Raw genomic sequence first — 18,416 nt, 5'->3', positions numbered from 1 at the left:
GAGCCGGGCACGATGTGTGCCCGGCTCCCGTGTCCGTCCTGTACCCGGCGCGGCGGCTAGGTGATCTTGATCGGGTTCACCACGTCCGCCACGAGCACCAGCAGCGTGAAGCAGACGAAGACTCCGGCGACCACGTACGCGGCGGGCATCAGCCTCGCCACGTCGAACGGGCCGGGGTCGGCGCGCCGGAAGAGCTTCGCGACGCCGCGGCGCACGGACTCCCACAGGGCGCCCGCGACGTGTCCGCCGTCCAGCGGGAGCAGGGGCAGCATGTTGAACAGGAACAGGGACAGGTTGAACATGCCGAGCACGTTGAGCAGGATCGAGAACTTCTGCTCGCCGGGCAGGTCGAGGGCGGCGATGTCGCCGCTCATGCGGGCCGCGCCGACGATGCCCATCGGGGAGTCGGGCTCGCGCTCGGCTCCGTCGAAGGCCGCGTTCCACAGGGCGGGGATCTTGGCGGGGAGCTTGACCAGGCCCTGGATGCTGCCGTCGACGATCTCGCCCATGTGGTCCACGGACTCGCCGAAGGACAGGGCCGCGATCTCGGTCTTCGGGCTGAAGCCGAGCCAGCCCGCCGTCACGTACTCGCCCTTGACGTAGCCGCCGTGCCCGTCGGTCTTGGCGACCCGGTTCTCGATGAGGTTCACGGGGACGGTGACCCGCTGGCCGTCGCGCACGACGGTGAGGGTGGCGGGTCCGATGGTGTCGCGGATCTTCTTCTGGAGGGCGGCCCAGTCGGTGACGGGGCGCCCGTCGAAGGCGACGATCCTGTCGTCGGCCCGCAGGCCGGCCTTCTTGGCCGGGGCCACCGGGTCGGTGCTCTTGCAGACCTCGCGGTTCTCGCTCTGCTGGATGACGCAGGGCGAGACGCCGGAGATCTGGGTGGTCGTGCGGTTGATCCCGAAGGTCATCCAGACGCCGAAGAAGAGCGCCAGGGCGAGCACCAGGTTCATGAAGGGGCCCGCGAACATCACGATCACGCGCTTCCACGGCTTGCGCGTGTAGAACAGCCGCGTCTCGTCCCCCGGCTGGAGCTCCTCGTACGCCGCCGAGCGGGCGTCCTCGATCATGGAGCGGAACGGCGAGGTGGAGCGCGCCGTGACCTTGCCGTCCTCGCCGGGCGGGAACATCCCGATCATGCGGATGTAGCCGCCCATGGGGATGATCTTGAGCCCGTACTCCGTGTCGCCCTTCTTGCGCGACCAGATGGTCTTGCCGAAGCCGACCATGTACTGGGGCACGCGGATGCCGAAGAGCTTGGCCGTGGAGAGGTGGCCGAGCTCGTGCCAGGCGATGGAGAAGAGCAGCCCGCCCACGAAGACGAGCACACCGATCAGGTTCAGCACCAGCGTCATGCGCCCGCCTCCACGGCGGCCCGCGCCGCCATCTCCCGTGCCCGGGCCCTGGCCCAGGTCTCCGCTTCGAGGACGTCCGCCACCGTCAGGGAAGTTCCCGATTCCGGCGTCCCGTGCTCGTCGACCACGGCAGAGACGGTATCCATGATTGCTGTGAACGGCAGCCGACCGGCCAGGAAGGCCTCCACGCACTCCTCGTTCGCCGCATTGAAGACGGCGGGCGCCGTACCGCCCAGGGTGCCGACGTGCCGGGCCAGGCCGACCGAGGGGAAGGCCTCGGTGTCCAGCGGGAAGAACTCCCAGGTCGAGGCCTTGCTCCAGTCGAAGGCGGGGGCCGCGTCCGGGACCCGCTGGGGCCAGCCCAGACCGATCGCGATGGGGCCGCCCATGTCCGGCGGAGTGGCCTGGGCGAGGGTGGAGCCGTCGGTGAACTCGACCATGGAGTGCACGTAGGACTGCGGGTGGACGACGACCTCGATGCGGTCGAAGGGGATGTCGTAGAGCAGGTGCGCCTCGATGACCTCCAGTCCCTTGTTCACCAGGGTCGACGAGTTCACCGTGATCACCGGGCCCATGGCCCAGGTGGGGTGCGCGAGGGCGTCCTGGACCGTCACGGAGGCCAGCTCGGCGCGGGTGCGGCCGCGGAAGGGCCCGCCGGAGGCGGTCACCACGAGCTTGCGCACGTCGGCCCGGGTGCCGGCGGCGAGGGCCTGGAAGAGGGCCGCGTGCTCGGAGTCCACGGGGACGATCTGGCCGGGCTTCGCGAGGGCCTTGACCAGCGGGCCGCCGACGATCAGCGACTCCTTGTTGGCCAGGGCCAGGGTCCGGCCGGCGCGCAGCGCGGCGAGGGTGGGCGCGAGGCCGATGGAGCCGGTGATGCCGTTGAGGACGGTGTGGCACTCGGAGGCGGCGAGTTCCGACGCGGCGTCGGGCCCGGCCAGGATCTCGGGCAGCGGCTCGGCGGGCCCGTACTCGGCGCCGAGCGCCTCCTTGAGGGCCGGTACGACGTCCTCGCGGGCGACCGCCACCGTCTTGACGCGCAGCAGCCGTGCCTGCTCGGCCAGCAGGGCGACGCGGCCGCCGGCGGCGGACAGCGCGGTGACCCGGAAGCGGTCGGGGTTGCGCAGGGCGAGGTCGATCGCCTGGGTGCCGATGGACCCGGTCGACCCGAGGATGACGATGTCCCGGCGGCCGGCCGCGGCATCGAAGACGAGGTGCGGGTCGGCGAGGGGGGCTGGACTGTCGCTCATGCCCCCCATTGTTGCCGCAACTCAGGGCCGCTTGGACACGGAGTCCCCGTCCGTGACGCGCAGCAGCAGGTGCGGGAGCGTTCCGGCGAAGTCGGGCAGGGTCCGGGCCACCCGCCACCAGGCCTGCGCGTCCTGCCCCAGGGCCAGCGCGAACAGCCGGCCGGCCTCGGCGCGCGCGGCGAGCACGGCCTCGGGGCGGTCGTAGCGGTCGGGGTGGTCGACGTCTCCGAGCCAGTGGTCCTCGTCCAGGGCCCAGCAGGCGGGCAGCTTGTGCCGGATGACGTCGGTGCCGGTGAGGAGCCCGCGGTCCAGGCAGTCGCGGACCCAGCGGATGTCCTCCTCGACGGTCTCCATGGGCACGGCGAGGCTGGCCAGGGCCAGCTCGCGCTCCACGTCCCCGACCGGTTCGACCGGGGCGGGGGCCATGGCGCGGACCGCCTCGGCGAGGCCGGGCACCGGCGGCCCCGGCGGCGGCGCGGGCAGGGCGCCGTGCGCGACGCCGGCCGCGAGGGCGCCCAGCGTGCCGGGGAAGGCCGGGGCCTGCCGCAGCAGTTCGGCCCACAGCCGCGGGTCGTCCCCCAGCGGGGCCAGTTCCCGGGCGGCCGCGGCGCGCAGCTCGGCCTCTTCGGACAGGTTCCAGCGCAGGCCGCGGATCCCGGTGGGGCGGCACAGCAGCAGGGTCCGGTGCGCGGGGGCGAGGCAGCCGGCCAGCTCGGCCGGGGTGAGCAGGCCCATCCGGACGGCGCGGACGGCCGGCCGGTGCCAGTTCCTCCCGTACGCGTCGGTGCCGGCGGTCTCCAGCAGGGCGCGCACGGTCTCCCGGGGCAGCTCGCCGCGCATCAGCAGGGCCTCCACCGCGCCGGGCGGCAGCGGCCGGCGCAGGTGTGCGGCGGCCAGTTCCTCCGGGTCGGGGGCGGCGGCGAGCGCGAGGATGTCGAGCGGCACCCGGGGGCGGTGCGTGCCGTGGGCGCGGAGCAGGGCGATGAGCTCCCGCGTGCTCAGGGGGGCGTCGGCCGGGTCGCGGCCGAGCCGGGCGCGCAGCAGGGGCAGGAGCGCGTCCGGGGTGCGGCGGGCCGCGTAGCGGGCGGGGCCGGGCAGTCCGGGCAGCGGGCGGCCGCGTACGTAGGGGTTGCGGGCGACGAAGTGCCGGTCGCGGTCGGTCCCGTCGCGCACGAGGAGGGTGACGGCGCAGGCGGGCAGGCGTTCGTCGCGGCAGAGGTGGTCACGGGTGGCCGGGTCGAGACGCCGGAGCAGGTCCGCGGCGATGTGCTGGGGTGCGTGGCGCAGGACCAGCGCCACGCACCAGGCCCGCCGTCGGCTGTCCCTGTCCTCGTCCATGCCGTGCTCCGTACCGCTCGTACGCCTGTCCGCTTCCGCTTCCCCTGTGCGGCGATGATCGCAGGTCAGCGCAGCGGACGGTGCACGTTTTCGTGCGTGGAGGGGCCGGGGGCGGCGTCCGCGATCCACGGGCCGTCGCCCGAGGGGTCGAGGACCCCCTCCTCCAGCCACGTGTAGGTGCCGCCGAGGACCCCTTCGACGACCTTGCGGTCGAGGTCGTCGGTGTTGGACCACAGGCGGCCGAAGAGCTCCTCGACGCGAAGCCGGGACTGGCGGCAGAAGGCGTCGGCGAGCTGGTAGGCCTCGCGGCCGTGTTCCCCGGTGGCGCGCAGGTGCTCGGCGCGGACGCAGGCCGCGCTCATGGCGAAGAGCTCGGCGCCGATATCGACGATCCGGCCGAGGAAGCCCTGTTTGGTCTCCATGCGGCCCTGCCAGCGGGCCATCGCGAGGAAGGTGGAGCGGGCGAGCCGGCGGGCGCCGCGCTCGACGTAGCGCAGGTGGGTGGCGAGGTCGGGGTGGCCGCCGGGGTGGAATTCGCGGTAGGTGCCGGGGACCTGGCCGGGGCCGGTGGCGAGCTTGGGCAGCCAGCGGGCGTAGAAGCCGGTGGCGCGGGCGCCCGCCTTCGCCTTCTCGGCCAGCGCCTTGTCGGGGTCGATGAGGTCCCCGGCGACGGAGAGGTGGGCGTCGACGGCCTCGCGGGCGATCAGCAGGTGCATGATCTCCGTCGAGCCCTCGAAGATCCGGTTGATGCGCAGGTCGCGGAGCATCTGCTCGGCGGGCACGGCCCGCTCGCCGCGCGCGGCCAGCGATTCGGCGGTCTCGAAGCCGCGGCCGCCGCGGATCTGGACCAGCTCGTCGGCCATCAGCCAGGCCATCTCGGAGCCGTAGAGCTTGGCGAGGGCGGCCTCGATGCGGATGTCGTTGCGGTCCTCGTCGGCCATCTGGGAGGCCAGGTCGACGACCGCTTCGAGGGCGAAGGTGGTGGCCGCGATGAAGGAGATCTTGGCGCCGACGGCCTCGTGCCGGGCGACCGGCCGCCCCCACTGCTCGCGTACGCCGCTCCACTCGCGGGCGATCTTCAGGCACCACTTGCCGGCGCCGACGCACATGGCGGGCAGCGACAGCCGTCCGGTGTTGAGGGTGGTCAGCGCGATCTTGAGGCCGGCTCCCTCGGCGCCGATCCGCTGCGCGGCGGGCACCCGGACCCGGTGGAAGCGGGTGAGGCCGTTCTCCAGGCCGCGCAGGCCCATGAAGGCGTTGCGGTGCTCGACGGTGATGCCCGGCGAGTCGGCCTCGACGACGAAGGCGGTGATCCCGCCGCGGTGGCCCTCGCTCTTCGGGACCCGGGCCATGACCACGAGGAGGTCGGCGACGACCCCGTTCGTGGTCCACAGCTTGACCCCGTCGAGCACGTACGCGTCCTCGCCGTCGGGGACGGCGGTGGTGGCCAGCCGGGCCGGGTCGGAGCCGACGTCGGGCTCGGTGAGCAGGAAGGCGCTGATCGCGGAGGTGGCGCAGCGCGGCAGGTAGGCGTCCTTCTGTTCCTTCGTGCCGAACATCTTCAGGGGCTGCGGGACGCCGATGGACTGGTGGGCGGAGAGCAGCGCGCCGATGGCGGGGCTGACCGAGCCGACCAGCGCGAGGGCCTTGTTGTAGTAGACCTGGGTCAGGCCCAGGCCCCCGTACTCGGTGCCGATCTTCATGCCGAGGGCGCCGAGCTCCTTGAGCCCGCGCACCGTCTCGTCGGGGATCCGCGCCTCGCGTTCGATGCGGGGACCGTCGATCTCGTTCTCGCAGAAGACCCGCAGCCGGGCCAGGAAGGCCTCCCCGCGCCGGACGTCCTCGTCGGCGGGGAGCGGGTGGGGGTGGATCAGGTCGAGCCGGAAACGCCCGAGGAAGAGCTCCTTGGCGAAGCTGGGCTTGCGCCAGTCCTGTTCCCGGGCCGCCTCGGCGACCTGCCGTGCCTCGCGCTCGGTCACCTTGGGCTGTACGGGCTGTACGGGCTGCGTCGCTGACATCCGGGGGCTCACCTCACCGCATCGGGGGACTGCCGGTCGGTGCTACTCCGGAGTCGTACCCGTTTCGGGGGCGCGGGAAAAGGTCCGGTCGGGTGCCTTCGCGGGCGCCTTCGCGGTCGCCGGGGCGCGGCGCCCGGCGAAGCCCTGCCGGAGCGGCCGGGCGAAGCCCCCGGCAGAGCCCGGGAAAAGGGGGACGGCCGGAGCCCCCGCACAGTAGGCTCCGGCCGTCGGTCTGGTGACCGTACGAGCAGGTCAGAGGTCGAGGCCCGTGAGGACCAGGACGCGCTCGTAGGTGTAGTCGTCCATCGCGTAGCGGACGCCCTCGCGGCCCACGCCGGACTGCTTGACGCCGCCGTACGGCATCTGGTCGGCGCGGTAGGACGGGGCGTCGCCGATGATCACGCCGCCCACCTCCAGCTCGCGGTGGGCGCGGAAGGCCACCTGGACGTCGCGGGTGAAGACGCCGGTCTGCAGGCCGAACTTCGACTCGTTGACGGCGGCGAAGGCCTCGTCGGTGTCCTCGACGCGCAGCAGGGTCAGGACCGGGCCGAAGACCTCTTCGGTGGCGAGCTTCACGCCGGCCGGGACGTCCGCGAGGACGGTCGGCTCGACGGTGGCGCCCTCGCGCTTGCCGCCCGTGAGCAGCTTCGCGCCGGCCGAGACGGCCTCCTCGACCCAGGCCTCGACGCGCTTGGCGGCGTCCTCGGAGACGAGCGGGCCGACGTCGGTGGCGTCGTCCGCCGGGTCGCCGGTGACCTGCGCCCGCACCTTCGCGACGACCTTCTCGGCGAGACGGTCGTAGACGGAGGCGTCGGCGATCACGCGCTGCACGGAGATGCAGGACTGGCCGGCCTGGTAGTTCGAGAAGGTCGCGATACGGGTCGCGGCCCAGTCGAGGTCGGCCTCGGAGGACCAGTCGGCGAGGACCACGGCCGCGGCGTTGCCGCCGAGCTCCAGCGTGCAGTGCTTGTGGGGCACCGACTGCTGGATGGCGTAGCCGACGGTGTCGGAGCCGGTGAAGGAGATGACGGGCAGGCGCTCGTCCTTGACCAGGGCCGGCATCTTCTCGTTGGCGACCGGCAGGACCGACCAGGAACCGGCCGGCAGGTCGGTCTCGGCGAGGATCTCACCCAGGATCAGACCGGAGAGCGGGGTGGCCGGGGCGGGCTTCAGGATGATCGGCGCGCCGACGGCGATGGCCGGGGCCACCTTGTGGGCGCACAGGTTCAGCGGGAAGTTGAACGGCGCGATGCCGAGCACGGGACCCTTGACGAAGCGGCGGGTCAGGGCCAGACGGCCGACGCCACCGGCGTCGGTGTCCAGCCGCTGGGCCTCTCCGCCGTTGAAGCGGCGGGCCTCTTCGGCGGCGAAGCGGAACACGGACACCGCACGGCCGACCTCACCGCGGGCCCACTTGACGGGCTTGCCGTTCTCGGCGGAGATCAGCTGGGCGATCTCTTCGGTGCGCTCGGCGAGCCGCTTGGACACGTGGTCCAGCGCGGCGGCCCGTACGTAGGCGGGCGTCGCGGCGAACTCCGCCGTCACGGCGTGCGCCGCGGCCACGGCCTCTTCGACCTGGGCGTCGGTCGGCACGCTGACGGCGGCGACCAGGCGGCCGTCCCACGGGTTGTGGACGTCGAAGCTGTCCTCGCCGGTGGCCAGGCGGCCGGCGAGCCAGAAGGCGTGGGTGGAAGTCATGCGAATCCCGGCCCTTCGAATGTGTGCGGTGGGTCCTTGTCCCCACCACCGTAGGACTCAGCCGGGGTTTCGGTGTTTATCCGGCGTGGAGCACCGCCCGCCCGCCCTGCGCCGCTTTGTCACTGTCGCGGGCCGGACCGGCCGTGCGGAGGGTGCGCCCGGTAGCCCCCCGCGGGGTCCGGGGGGCGCCACGGGGGCTACGGGGTCGCGGAGGACGCCTTCAGGGCCAGCCACAGCTCCATGCGCACGTCCGGGTCGTCCAGGGAGCGGCCGAGGATCTCCTCGACCCGCTTCATCCGGTAGCGCAGGGTGTGCCGGTGCACCCCCAGGTCGGCCGCCGCCGCGTCCCACTGGCCGTGGCGGGAGAGCCACGCCTGGAGGGAGGCCACCAGGTCACCCCGTCCGGTCGCGTCGTGCTCCCGCAGCGCCCGGAGGGTGCCGTCCGCGAAGGCCCGTACCGCGTCGTCGGCCAGCAGCGGCAGCACGGAGCCCGCCGCGAGGTCCTCGTGCTCGACCAGGGGCCGCCCCCTGCGCCGGGCCACCGCGAGGGCCTGGTCGGCCTGTTTGAGGGCGGCCGCCACCACCGCCGGCCCGGCCGGCGCCGACAGGCCGACCACCAGTTCGTCCGGCTCGGGGCCCGTCGCGTCACGGCCGCGCCGCGACTCCAGCGCCTCCGCGTGGTCGGCGCACGCCTGCACCGCCGAGCCCCCGTCGGCGGCGAGCACCACCAGCCGGCCCTCCTCGGGCACCACCAGCAGCGTCTCCCCGGTCCGCGCGGCCGCCGACTCCACCGCGTCGGCCAGCAGGGCCAGCCCCTGCGGCTGGGCCGTCCCCGGCAGGGCCGGCTCGGCGGCGATGATCCGGAACGGCGCCTCCAGCAGGGCCCCGTACAGGTCCCCGGCCACCGCCCGGGCGTGCTCGGGCTGACCCTCCAGCAGCATCCGCAGCACGGCGGCGCCGAGCCGGGACTCCGCCTCGTGCAGCGACCGGGAGCGCTCGGTGGTGAGGGTGAGCAGGGCCACGGCGGAGTGCACCGCGTACCGCTCGGCGGTGCCCAGCGGGGCCCCCGTACCGACGGCCAGCGCACCCCGGGCCCGGCGCCCGGTGCCCAGCGACTGCAGCTCGACCCGGTCCTCGGAGCCGCCGACCACCGCGCTCGCGGGCGCGGGCCTCTCCCGCAGCCGCTCCACGTCGGGGGTCAGCCGGGCGGCCCGGCGCGCGGCCCAGTCGGGGGCGGCGGCGACGACCGCGCCCGAGGTGTCGTAGAGCGCGGCCCAGCCGTGCACGTGCGCCGCCAGCTTCGCCAGCAGGTCGGCGGGGCCGTCGGCGGAGAGCGCGGCCCGGGTCAGCTCCCGCTGCGCCTCGAAGCCGGCGGTGACGGCCCGGTACTGGTCGGCGGCCAGCGCCGCCGAGACGGCCTTGCTGATGGCGAGGAACGGGGTGCGCCGGGGCACCTCCAGCAGCGGCAGGTCCTCCTCGCGGGCGGCGTCGACCAGCGCCTGCGGCACCTCGTCGTAGTTCACCCCGACGGCGAAGCCGATCCCCACGACCCCGGCGGCCGCGAGGCGGCGTACGTAGCGGCGCATCTCCTCGGGGTCCTCGGCGTCCAGCTTCATGGCGGTGACGAGCAGCAGCTCGCCGCCCTCCATGTAGGGGACCGGGTCGGCGAGCTCGCTGACGTGGGCCCAGCGCACGGGGGTGTCGAGGCGGCCCTCACCGGCCCGGACGCTGAGCTTGAGCGTCGAGTGCTGGAGGAGGGAGGCGAGGGTGAGCGGCATCGGGTACCAGGTGCCTTCGGTCGATCGGGATTTCGCCGTGTCGTATGAACGGCCCCTCTCGATTCTGCCACCCCGTACGGGTCCGCTCAGCCGGATCCGGCCAGCCGGACCAGCAGCGGGGCCGCCCGCTCCCCCTTGACGGAGGTCAGCGACAGCACCGCGCACCCGGGCGGTACGGCGTGCGCCAGCTCGGAGGCCGACCAGCGCTCGCGCTCCACCTGGCGCACGGTCACCGCGTCGGTGGTGACGGCCTTGCCGGTGACCAGCTTGCGGAAGGCGTGGATGGCGCGGGTCAGCGGCTGGTCGGCGAAGACGGTGCGGTGCGTGACGTCCCGGGTCTCGACCCACTCGGTGCCCCAGGCCTCGGCGAACCGCTTCCCGTCCCAGGTGGTGACGCCGGAGAAGGCCATCCGGCAGCCGACCGCGCCGAGCAGCGGCGTGCGCAGGGCCTCCGGTACGTCGTCCAGCGCGCGCAGGGTCAGCAGGACCCCGGCGTTCGCCGAGCGGAGCCGCTGCACGCCCCGGACGGTCTCCGGGGTCAGGGTGTGCGAGGCGTCGTCGAGGGCGAGGAACGCGAACAGCGAGCGGTCGCTGCGGGCCGCGGCGCAGGCGTTGAACTGCGCGAGGAGCAGCCGGGCCAGCATCCGGGAGGCCTCGGCGTGGCCGCGTTCGGGGAGGTCGATCCGGACCCGCACCGGGTGCTCCAGGGCGCGCATGGAGAAGGGCCGGCCCTGGCCGGTGGGGTCGAAGAACCCGGCGAAGGCGGGCCGGTCCAGCAGGGCGAGCCGGTCGGCGAGGGCCGGGCCGGGGTCGCCGGGGGCCCCGTACTGGCGGACCCGCGCGTCGAGCTCGCGGAGCATGGCCTGCTGCCCGGTGCCGTCGAGCGCGTGGCGCAGCGCGTCGAGGGCGGCCGGCAGCCCGTCGAGCAGCTCGCGCAGCTCGGGGACGCCGGGGAAGCGGCCGTGGGCGGCCCGGAAGGGGCCGAGGAGCTGCGCGAGGGCGGTCGCGGCGCGGCGCACGTCGAGGCCGGGGAGGTCTCCGACGAAGGCCTCGGCGAGGAGGGTGGCGGCCTCGTCGGGGTCGGCGGCGCCGCCGTAGAGGTCGAGGTCGTGCACGGAGGCGGGGTCGCCGACGCGGACGACGACGTCGTAGGCGGCGTCGGGGCCGAGCTGCGCCCCCGCCGAGCCGACGGCGACGACGGCGGCCTGTCCGGCCAGCGCCTGCAGCGCGAGGGACTCGACGACGGGCCGCACCAGCCGGGCGCTCTTGCCGGTCCCGGAGGGCCCGACGGCCAGCAGGGAGGTGCCGAGCACGTCGGGGTCGAGGGCGAGGGAGGTGCCGCGGCGGACGTAGGGGTTGCGCTCCTGGTCCTCGACGGTGCCGAGGAGCACCTGCCGGGCGAGCAGATCGTGCCGGGCGGCCCGCACGGGCAGGTCCCGGTCCCCGGAGGGGTGCACACAGGCACCCCCGCCGTCGGCCATGACGGCCGCCCCGAAGGCCCGCAACCGCGCCGGATCGGCCCGCACCCCGCTCCAGGCCCGCCGGATCCGCACGAAGTCGACATCGTTCATCCGCCCGCCCTCGGCCTCCCCCCGCAGCCGCTCGGCCACCTCCCCGAGCCCCCTCTCCCGCAGCTCCCCCCACTCCCGTGGATCCCCCCCGGACGCGGGGGCGGGCGAGGTCGCGGCGGGCCGCTGCCCGGGCGCCGCCTTGCGGGCCAGCCGGGCGAAGAAGACGACGACGGGCGCCGAGACGACCGCGTACACGAGGTAGGTGACCAGGGTGACCGTGCCCGCGCTCATCTCCTCGTAGGGCAGATGGCCGCCGACGAGGCCCAGCACCGTCAGGGTGTTCGTCCAGATCAGCATCTCCACGAAGAGGCCGCCCGCCGCCGCTCCGGCGATGCGGGCGCGCGTCCCGCGGGCCGCGACGAGCCGTTCGAAGGCCAGGCGCCAGGAGCCGAGCCGGCTGAACCAGATCACCAGCAGGACGGTCACCAGCAGCATGTACGCCTGCAGCGCGGCGGTGCCCCGGCCGTCGACCGGGGCACCGCCCAGCTGCCACCAGTCGCGCGGTGTGAAGAGCTTGAGGGGGACGTCGAAGTAGGGGATGTAGTTGTTCGACACGAGCGACCAGACGAGGACGCACGCCAGGAACGAGATCACCGCCCCGGTCAGCACCGACCGGTCGGTCGTCGCCTCCGCCGCGTCCGCCCGCCGCGGCTCGTGCCCGAAGCGCCAGACGCCGGGATCCGCCGCCGGCCGCGGCGTACGGATCCACACCGCCAGCGGCGATCCGGCCGACGGCGCGTGCGCCGGCTTCGGCGGAACCTGTCCGCGAGAGGGTCCCGCGGGGCGCGGGACGTGACCGGCGCTCGCCGTCCGTCCGTCGTACGTGCCTTCGGTGTCCATGAACCCCTGCCCCCTACCCGTGCCATGCGCGCGCACCGCGGCGCTCAATCTAGTGCCCGGCCCACGCCTTGGGCCCGTACCCCGCCGTGATCCGCACGACGCGTCCCGCCCCCCTCCTATGGCCGCCGCGGACAAGGACACGCGGACACCACTCCCGATCGGCGCATGCCTTACCCCCTCCCCCGGGCCTAGCCTGCGGACAAAGAGACACGTGCGTCCGAAAACACCCCCAGGAGCCCCCTATGACCGCTGTCCCGCAGGAGCGCCGCATCGTCACCGCGATCCCCGGCCCCAAGTCGCAGGAGCTGCAGGCCCGCCGTCTCGACACGGTCGCCGGCGGCGTGGGCTCCGTGCTGCCCGTCTTCACGGCCCGCGCGGGCGGCGGCATCATCGAGGACGTCGACGGCAACCGCCTCATCGACTTCGGCTCCGGCATCGCCGTGACCTCCGTCGGCGCCTCCGCCGAGGCCGTCGTGCGCCGCGCCTCCGCGCAGCTCGCCGACTTCACCCACACCTGTTTCATGGTCACCCCCTACGAGGGCTACGTCGAGGTCTGTGAGGCCCTCGCCGAGCTGACCCCGGGCGACCACGCCAAGAAGTCGGCCCTGTTCAACTCGGGCGCCGAGGCCGTCGAGAACGCCGTCAAGATCGCCCGTTCGTACACCAAGCGCCAGGCCGTCGTCGTCTTCGACCACGGCTACCACGGCCGTACGAACCTCACCATGGCGCTGACCTCGAAGAACATGCCGTACAAGCAGGGCTTCGGCCCGTTCGCCCCCGAGGTCTACCGCGTCCCGGTCGCCTACGGCTACCGCTGGCCCACCGGCGCCGAGAACTGCGGCCCCGAGGCCGCCGCCCAGGCGATCGACCAGATCAGCAAGCAGATCGGTGCCGAGAACGTCGCCGCGATCATCATCGAGCCGGTCCTCGGCGAGGGCGGCTTCATCGAGCCGGCCAAGGGCTTCCTCCCGGCGCTCGTGAAGTTCGCCAACGACAACGGCATCGTCTTCGTCGCCGACGAGATCCAGTCCGGCTTCTGCCGCACCGGCCAGTGGTTCGCGTGCGAGGACGAGGGCATCGTCCCCGACCTGATCACCACCGCCAAGGGCATCGCGGGCGGCCTGCCGCTCGCCGCGGTGACCGGCCGCGCCGAGATGATGGACGCGGTCCACGGCGGCGGTCTGGGCGGCACCTACGGCGGCAACCCGGTGGCCTGCGCCGGTGCGCTCGGCTCCATCGAGACCATGAAGGAGCTCGACCTCAACGCCGCGGCGAAGAAGATCGAGTCCGTCATGAAGACCCGCCTGACGGCCATGCAGGAGAAGTACGACATCATCGGCGACATCCGCGGCCGCGGCGCCATGATCGCGATCGAGCTCGTCAAGGACCCGGTCTCCAAGACCCCGTTCCCGGAGGCGGCCGGCGCGCTCGCCAAGGCCTGCCACGCCGAGGGCGTCCTCGTCCTCACCTGTGGCACCTACGGCAACGTGCTCCGCTTCCTCCCCCCGATCGTCATCGGCGAGGACCTCCTGAACGAGGGCCTGGACGTCATCGAGGCCGCTTTCGCGGCCATCTGATCGAGCGTCCGAACACACTGGCCCGTCCCTACCGTTGGTAACGGTCGGGCACTGTGAAGAAGGTGTGGGGGGCCGATGGCGGGAGCGCTTTCCCGCTGTCGGTCCCCCTTTCGCTGGCGTACGGTTTCTGCAGATGAGTGAGACAGACCGCTCCCGGGAAACCGGGAGCGATACCGGTACCGGGCTTCCCCAGCGCCGTACTGGGCATGCGTTCGCGCACACTCCTCTCAGATCGGACGGCCGTCCGCCCCAAACCCCCCGGGGCGCACGGCAACCCGATCCGGCCGGCCGTCCCGGAACCACCCCCCCTGTTCCGGGACGGCCGGCCACATCTCCCGCCACGTCTCCCGCCGCGCTCGCGGCCCCCCGCGCCGTCCCGTACGCAGCCCTCTGCGCCGGCCTGTGCGCGATCCTCTTCGCCCTGGTCACCTGGCAGGTCCTGGTGTCGGGGCCGCTGCTGACCCCGGACCACGCGCTGAGCCGCGCCCTGGTGCGCACCGTCCCGGACTCCGTCACCGAGCGCCTCGCGGACCTCGGCAACATCCCGGTCGCCGTACCCGTCCTGGCCCTCGCCATGGCCTACGCCGCCCGGCGCGGCCGGGGCCGGGCGGCCCTGGTGGCCGGCCTGGCGATGGCGCTGGTCCCGGCGCTGATCGTCCCCCTCAAGGACTGGACCGCCCGCCCGGGCCCCCTGGAACCCTGGGCCGCCGGCTACTTCCCCTCGGGGCACACGGCCACGGCCCTGACGGCCTACACCTGCGCCGCGCTCCTCGTCGCGCCCGACACCCGCCGCCCCTGGCCCCAGGCGCTGGCCGCCCTCCTGACGGCCCTCACCGCGACGGGCCTGATCCTGCGCGGCTTCCACTGGCCCCTGGACGTCCTGGCCAGCCTCCTGCTGTGCACCCCGCTGCTCCTCGCCGTCCGTGCGGCCGTCCCGAAGCGGCCGGGCGGGAGCGGGGCCCCGCTCCGGCCCGGCCGCCGCCCAGGGGTGAGCGGTCAGCGGCCGAAGTAGGCGTCGAAGTTGCGGCTGAACTCGGCGCCGCCGTAGCGGTCCCAGTTGATCGACCAGGTCATCAGGCCGCGCAGGGCGGGCCAGGTGCCGTGGGTCTGGTAGTTGCCGCAGTTCGTCTTCTTCGTCAGGCAGTCCAGGGCCTTGTTCACCTCGGCGGGCGGGGTGTGGCCGTTGCCCGCGTTCGGGGTGGCCGGGAGGCCGATCGCCACCTGGTCGGGGCGCAGCGGCGGGAAGACCCGGGCGGTGTTGCCCGCGACCGGGAAGCCGGTGAGCAGCATGTCGGTCATGGCGATGTGGAAGTCGGCGCCGCCCATGGAGTGGTACTGGTTGTCCAGGCCCATGATGGAGCCCGAGTTGTAGTCCTGGACGTGCAGCAGGGTGAGGTCGTCGCGCAGGGCGTGGATGACCGGGAGGTAGGCGCCGGCGCGCGGGTCCTGGCCGCCCCAGGGGCCGGAGCCGTAGTACTGGTAGCCGAGCTGTACGAAGAAGGTCTCGGGGGCCATGGTCAGGACGAAGTCCGGGCCGTACTTGGCCTTGAGGGTCTTCACGGCGGAGATCAGGTTGACGATCACGGGGGTGGTCGGGGCGCGGAAGTCGGTGTCGCCCGTCGCGAGGGAGAGGGAGTGGCCCTCGAAGTCGATGTCGAGGCCGTTGAGCCCGTACTCGTCGATGATCTTGCCGACGGAGGAGACGAAGGCGTCGCGCGCGGCGGTGGTCGCGAGCTGGACCTGGCCGTTCTGGCCGCCGATGGAGATCAGGACCTTCTTGCCCGCGGCCTGCTTGGCCTTGATGGCGGCCTTGAACTCGGCCTGGGTCTCCACGTTCGGGCACTCGGTGACCGGGCAGAGCTGGAAGCGGATGTCGCCGGAGGTGACCGAGGTGGGTTCGCCGAAGGCGAGGTCGATGACGTCCCAGGAGGCGGGGACGTCGGCCATGCGGACGTAGCCGGAGCCGTTGGCGAAGCTGCTGTGCAGGTAGCCGACGAGGGCGTGCGCGGGCAGGCCCGGATTGCCCGGGTTGCCGCCGCCGGGGCCGGTGGTGACGGTGACCGGCGGGCTCTGCGGGGATTCGCCCGCCGCGTTCACCGCGGCGACCCGGAAGGTGTACGGGGTGGCGGCGGCCAGGCCGGTGACGGTGGCCGAGGTGGTGGTGGCGGTCACCGGGGCGGCGCCGTCGCGGTAGACCTTGTACGAGGTCGCCCCGGTGGCCGCCGCCCAGGACAGGGCCACGCTGGAGGCGGAGGCGGCGGAGCCCGTGAGGCCGGTGGGGGCGGCCGGGGGCTGGGGCTGGCCGGGGCCGCTCCCGCCGGGGTCGGGGCCGGTCAGGGTGACGTCGTCGGTGAGGTGGGCGCCCTGGCCGTACCAGCCGTGGGTGTAGACCGTCACGGAGGTGGTGGCGGGGCCGGTGCGGAAGGTGGTGGTGAGCTGCTTCCAGGCACCCGGGGTCTGGGTCCAGGTGGAGACGTCGGTGGTGCCGGTGCCGCTCGCGCCGAGGTAGACGTAGGGGCCCTGCACCCAGGCGGTGAGGGTGTACGCCGAGTCGGGCTTGACGGTGACGTTCTGGGAGCAGCGGGCGTTGTCCTGGCCGGCCGGGGTGGCCCTGAGGGCGGCGCTCCCGCCGTGGACCGGGGAGGCGACGACCGCTCCGGATCCGCCGGAGCAGTTCCAGCCGTCGAGGCCCGCTTCGAAGCCGCCGTTGCGGACGAGGTCGGCGTCCGCGGCCGCCGCGGGTGGGCCCGCGGTGAGGAGTCCGGCCGCCGCCAGGGCGACGGCCGTGAGGAGGGGGAGCACTTTGCGCACAACTGCCTCCGGGGCATGGGGGGATGGCGCGGGGGACGGCGCCGCCCCCTGGCGTGGGAGCGGCGGCGGCGCCCAAGATGGTCCAGACCAATCCCCTTGTCAAGGGGTCCGGTCCTCCCCCGCCCGCACGCCCGCCGCCGCCTCGTGCATCGCGAGCTCCAGCGCGACCGGGTCGGTGAGCGTCCCCTCCCCGTCCGGGACCACCAGCCAGCGGACCCCTCCCGTCGCCCGGCCCGGGTACGGGACCACGATCCAGCTCCCGCGCCCGGCTCCCCGTACGCCCGTGCCGAGCCAGCGGGACGCCGTGCCCGGCGGCACGAAGAAGCCCAGCCGGCTGTCCCCGAAGTCGGAGAGCACGGGGCCGGGCCGGGCGGTGAGCAGGTGCAGCACGTCGAGGGTGCCCTGACCCAGCTCCCCCGGCAGGATCAGCACGTCCCAGCGCCGGCCGGCGGGCAGCAGGGCCACCCCGAGGGGGTTGCGCTCCCATTCCCACCGGCAGGCATCGGGGTCCGGCGCCACCGATACCAGCCATTCCACTGCCGCCTTGGCGCCCGGGAACGTCATCGCCCGGCCTCCGTTCGTCTCGTGTGCGGTGAAGCCTTCTCACCGGGAGAGAGCGGGGCCGGGCGGCGTTATGACGCGAGTTCCGTTACTCCGTGGTAGTGAACCGGGTCACAGGGTCCGTACGGGTGTGCGCCGGGGGCGTGCGGCGGCCCCGGGCGCCGTAGGCGTCAGCTGTCGAAGCCGAGCCCGAAGCGGTCCAGGGTGCGCAGCCAGAGGTTGCGGTGCCCGCCGCGGGCGTCGGAGCGGGCCAGCGACCACTTGGTGAGGGTGATCCCGGTCCACGCGAACGGCTCCGGCGGGAACGGCATCGGCTTGCTGCGCACCATCTCCAGCCGGGTGCGCTCGCTGCGCACCCCGTCCAGCAGGTCCAGCATCACGTCGGCCCCGAAGCGGGTGGCGCCGACACCGAGCCCGGTGAAGCCGACCGCGTAGGCGACCCGGCCCTTGTGGGCCGTGCCGAAGAAGGCCGAGAAGCGGGAGCAGGTGTCGATGGCCCCGCCCCATGCGTGGCTGAACTTCACCCCCTCCAGCTGCGGGAACGCGGTGAAGAAGTGCTCGGCGAGCTTGAGGTAGGTCTCGGGCCGGTGGTCGTACTCGGAGTCGAGCTTGCCGCGGTAGGGGTAGATGGCGTCGTAGCCGCCCCAGAGGATCCGGTGGTCCTTGGTGATCCGGAAGTAGTGGAACTGGTTGGCGCTGTCGCCCAGGCCCTGGCGGCGCTTCCAGCCGATGGAGGCCAGCTGGTCCTCGCTGAGCGGCTCGGTCATCAGCGCGTAGTCGTACACCGGCACCGTGAAGGGACGGATCCGCTTGACCAGGGAGGGGAAGATGTTGGTGCCCAGCGCGACCCTGCGGGCCAGGATCGTGCCGTACGGGGTGGTGACGGCCATCCCGGCGCCGACCGCGGACATCTTCAGGCCGCGGGTGTTCTCGTAGATCCGCACGCCCAGCTCCAGGCAGGCCCGCTTGAGGCCCCAGGCGAGCTTCGCCGGGTTGAGCATGGCGACGCCGTCGCGGTCCCACAGGCCCGCGAGGAAGGTCGGGGAGTCGACCTCGGCGCGCAGGGCGTCCCGGTCCAGCCATTCGGATCCGTCGGCGAGGCCGAGCTCCCGCGCCCGCTCGTGCAGTTCGCGCAGCTCCTCGACCTGGTGGGGTTCGGTGGCCACGTCGATCTCGCCGGTGCGCTCGAAGTCGCAGTCGATGCCGTAGCGGGCGACCGCCGCCTCGATCTCGTCGAGGTTGCGGGCGCCCATCTCCTCCAGCCTGGCGAGTTCCCCGGGCCAGCGGGCGATGCCGTTGGCGAGCCCGTGGGTGAGCGAGGCGGCGCAGAAACCGCCGTTGCGGCCGGAGGCGGCCCAGCCCGCCTCCTTGCTCTCGATCAGGACCACGTCCCGGCCGGGGTCGCGCTCCTTGGCGATCAGCGCGGTCCACAGACCGCTGTAGCCGCCGCCGACGACGAGCAGGTCGCAGCGCTCGTCGGCGGTGAGGGCCGGCTGCGCGGCGGGCTTGCCGGGGTCGTCCAGCCAGTACGCGACCGGCTTCGCTTCGGAAAGGGATTTCGCAACACTACGCATGGCGACTGGGGCCATGGCTTCCAACTCCCTACGGAACTGAAC

General features: G+C 73.7%; 12 protein-coding genes. 2 read left to right on the top strand and 10 right to left on the bottom strand.

All coding sequences use genetic code 11. The features are described 5' to 3' along the window. Positions 1-56: 56 nt before the first annotated feature. The 7 genes from ACFYYT_RS07930 to ACFYYT_RS07900 all read right to left on the bottom strand — a co-directional run bounded on the left by ACFYYT_RS07930 (position 57) and on the right by ACFYYT_RS07900 (position 11,851). The gene (locus tag ACFYYT_RS07930) at positions 57-1,358 is read right to left on the bottom strand and encodes a site-2 protease family protein (protein WP_351818384.1); all 1,302 of its coding nucleotides are present in this window, start codon (positions 1,356-1,358) and stop codon (positions 57-59) included. Further along, on the bottom strand, positions 1,355-2,617 hold the full coding sequence (dxr, locus tag ACFYYT_RS07925) for a 1-deoxy-D-xylulose-5-phosphate reductoisomerase (RefSeq protein ID WP_351818381.1): 1,263 nt from the start codon (positions 2,615-2,617) through the stop codon (positions 1,355-1,357). Before dxr ends, ACFYYT_RS07930 begins: the two co-directional genes overlap by 4 nt. A gap of 12 nt (positions 2,618-2,629) precedes the next feature. Beyond that, positions 2,630-3,946: a hypothetical protein gene (locus ACFYYT_RS07920; protein WP_351818378.1), complete on the bottom strand. Its 1,317-nt coding sequence runs from the start codon at positions 3,944-3,946 to the stop codon at positions 2,630-2,632. 65 nt (positions 3,947-4,011) lie between these two features. Beyond that, on the bottom strand, positions 4,012-5,964 hold the full coding sequence (locus ACFYYT_RS07915; protein ID WP_351818375.1) for an acyl-CoA dehydrogenase family protein: 1,953 nt from the start codon (positions 5,962-5,964) through the stop codon (positions 4,012-4,014). A gap of 252 nt (positions 5,965-6,216) precedes the next feature. Next, on the bottom strand, positions 6,217-7,662 hold the full coding sequence (locus tag ACFYYT_RS07910; RefSeq protein WP_351818372.1) for an aldehyde dehydrogenase family protein: 1,446 nt from the start codon (positions 7,660-7,662) through the stop codon (positions 6,217-6,219). A gap of 197 nt (positions 7,663-7,859) precedes the next feature. Further along, positions 7,860-9,440: a PucR family transcriptional regulator gene (locus ACFYYT_RS07905; RefSeq protein ID WP_351818369.1), complete on the bottom strand. Its 1,581-nt coding sequence runs from the start codon at positions 9,438-9,440 to the stop codon at positions 7,860-7,862. 86 nt (positions 9,441-9,526) lie between these two features. Then, a complete protein-coding gene (locus ACFYYT_RS07900; RefSeq protein WP_351818366.1) occupies positions 9,527-11,851 on the bottom strand; it encodes an ATP/GTP-binding protein in 2,325 nt (774 codons plus the stop codon). 242 nt (positions 11,852-12,093) lie between these two features. Between ACFYYT_RS07900 and gabT the strand changes: the two genes are divergently transcribed. Further along, positions 12,094-13,428, top strand: a complete 1,335-nt coding sequence (gabT, locus tag ACFYYT_RS07895; RefSeq protein WP_351818363.1) for a 4-aminobutyrate--2-oxoglutarate transaminase — start codon at positions 12,094-12,096, stop codon at positions 13,426-13,428. Between the two features lie 442 nt (positions 13,429-13,870). After that, the gene (locus tag ACFYYT_RS07890; protein ID WP_351818360.1) at positions 13,871-14,440 is read left to right on the top strand and encodes a phosphatase PAP2 family protein; all 570 of its coding nucleotides are present in this window, start codon (positions 13,871-13,873) and stop codon (positions 14,438-14,440) included. Here the strand turns inward: ACFYYT_RS07890 and ACFYYT_RS07885 are convergent. The 3 genes from ACFYYT_RS07885 to ACFYYT_RS07875 all read right to left on the bottom strand — a co-directional run bounded on the left by ACFYYT_RS07885 (position 14,425) and on the right by ACFYYT_RS07875 (position 18,389). Next, positions 14,425-16,239, bottom strand: coding sequence for a glycoside hydrolase family 18 protein (locus tag ACFYYT_RS07885; protein ID WP_351818357.1), 1,815 nt, complete (start codon positions 16,237-16,239; stop codon positions 14,425-14,427). The two genes, ACFYYT_RS07890 and ACFYYT_RS07885, sit on opposite strands and share 16 nt — an antisense overlap. Positions 16,240-16,338: 99 nt before the next feature. Continuing rightward, positions 16,339-16,803: a hypothetical protein gene (locus ACFYYT_RS07880; protein WP_351818354.1), complete on the bottom strand. Its 465-nt coding sequence runs from the start codon at positions 16,801-16,803 to the stop codon at positions 16,339-16,341. A gap of 167 nt (positions 16,804-16,970) precedes the next feature. Continuing rightward, positions 16,971-18,389 (bottom strand): FAD-dependent oxidoreductase, encoded by a 1,419-nt coding sequence (locus ACFYYT_RS07875; protein WP_351818352.1) that lies wholly within the window; start codon positions 18,387-18,389, stop codon positions 16,971-16,973. Between the last annotated feature and the right edge of the window lie 27 nt (positions 18,390-18,416).

It is taken from the genome of Streptomyces sp. NPDC002032 (assembly GCF_042890765.1).
Lineage (GTDB): Bacteria > Actinomycetota > Actinomycetes > Streptomycetales > Streptomycetaceae > Streptomyces.
This window is presented reverse-complemented; position numbering and strand designations above follow the sequence as displayed.

Excerpts from the sequence above, each read along its gene's own strand:
- ACFYYT_RS07930 (WP_351818384.1), bottom strand. The coding sequence starts at position 1,358 with ATGACGCTGGTGCTGAACCTGATCGGTGTGCTCGTCTTCGTGGGCGGG.
- dxr (WP_351818381.1), bottom strand. The coding sequence starts at position 2,617 with ATGGGGGGCATGAGCGACAGTCCAGCCCCCCTCGCCGACCCGCACCTC.
- ACFYYT_RS07920 (WP_351818378.1), bottom strand. The coding sequence starts at position 3,946 with ATGGACGAGGACAGGGACAGCCGACGGCGGGCCTGGTGCGTGGCGCTG.
- ACFYYT_RS07915 (WP_351818375.1), bottom strand. The coding sequence starts at position 5,964 with ATGTCAGCGACGCAGCCCGTACAGCCCGTACAGCCCAAGGTGACCGAG.
- ACFYYT_RS07910 (WP_351818372.1), bottom strand. The coding sequence starts at position 7,662 with ATGACTTCCACCCACGCCTTCTGGCTCGCCGGCCGCCTGGCCACCGGC.
- ACFYYT_RS07905 (WP_351818369.1), bottom strand. The coding sequence starts at position 9,440 with ATGCCGCTCACCCTCGCCTCCCTCCTCCAGCACTCGACGCTCAAGCTC.
- ACFYYT_RS07900 (WP_351818366.1), bottom strand. The coding sequence starts at position 11,851 with ATGGACACCGAAGGCACGTACGACGGACGGACGGCGAGCGCCGGTCAC.
- gabT (WP_351818363.1), top strand. The coding sequence starts at position 12,094 with ATGACCGCTGTCCCGCAGGAGCGCCGCATCGTCACCGCGATCCCCGGC.
- ACFYYT_RS07880 (WP_351818354.1), bottom strand. The coding sequence starts at position 16,803 with ATGACGTTCCCGGGCGCCAAGGCGGCAGTGGAATGGCTGGTATCGGTG.
- ACFYYT_RS07875 (WP_351818352.1), bottom strand. The coding sequence starts at position 18,389 with ATGGCCCCAGTCGCCATGCGTAGTGTTGCGAAATCCCTTTCCGAAGCG.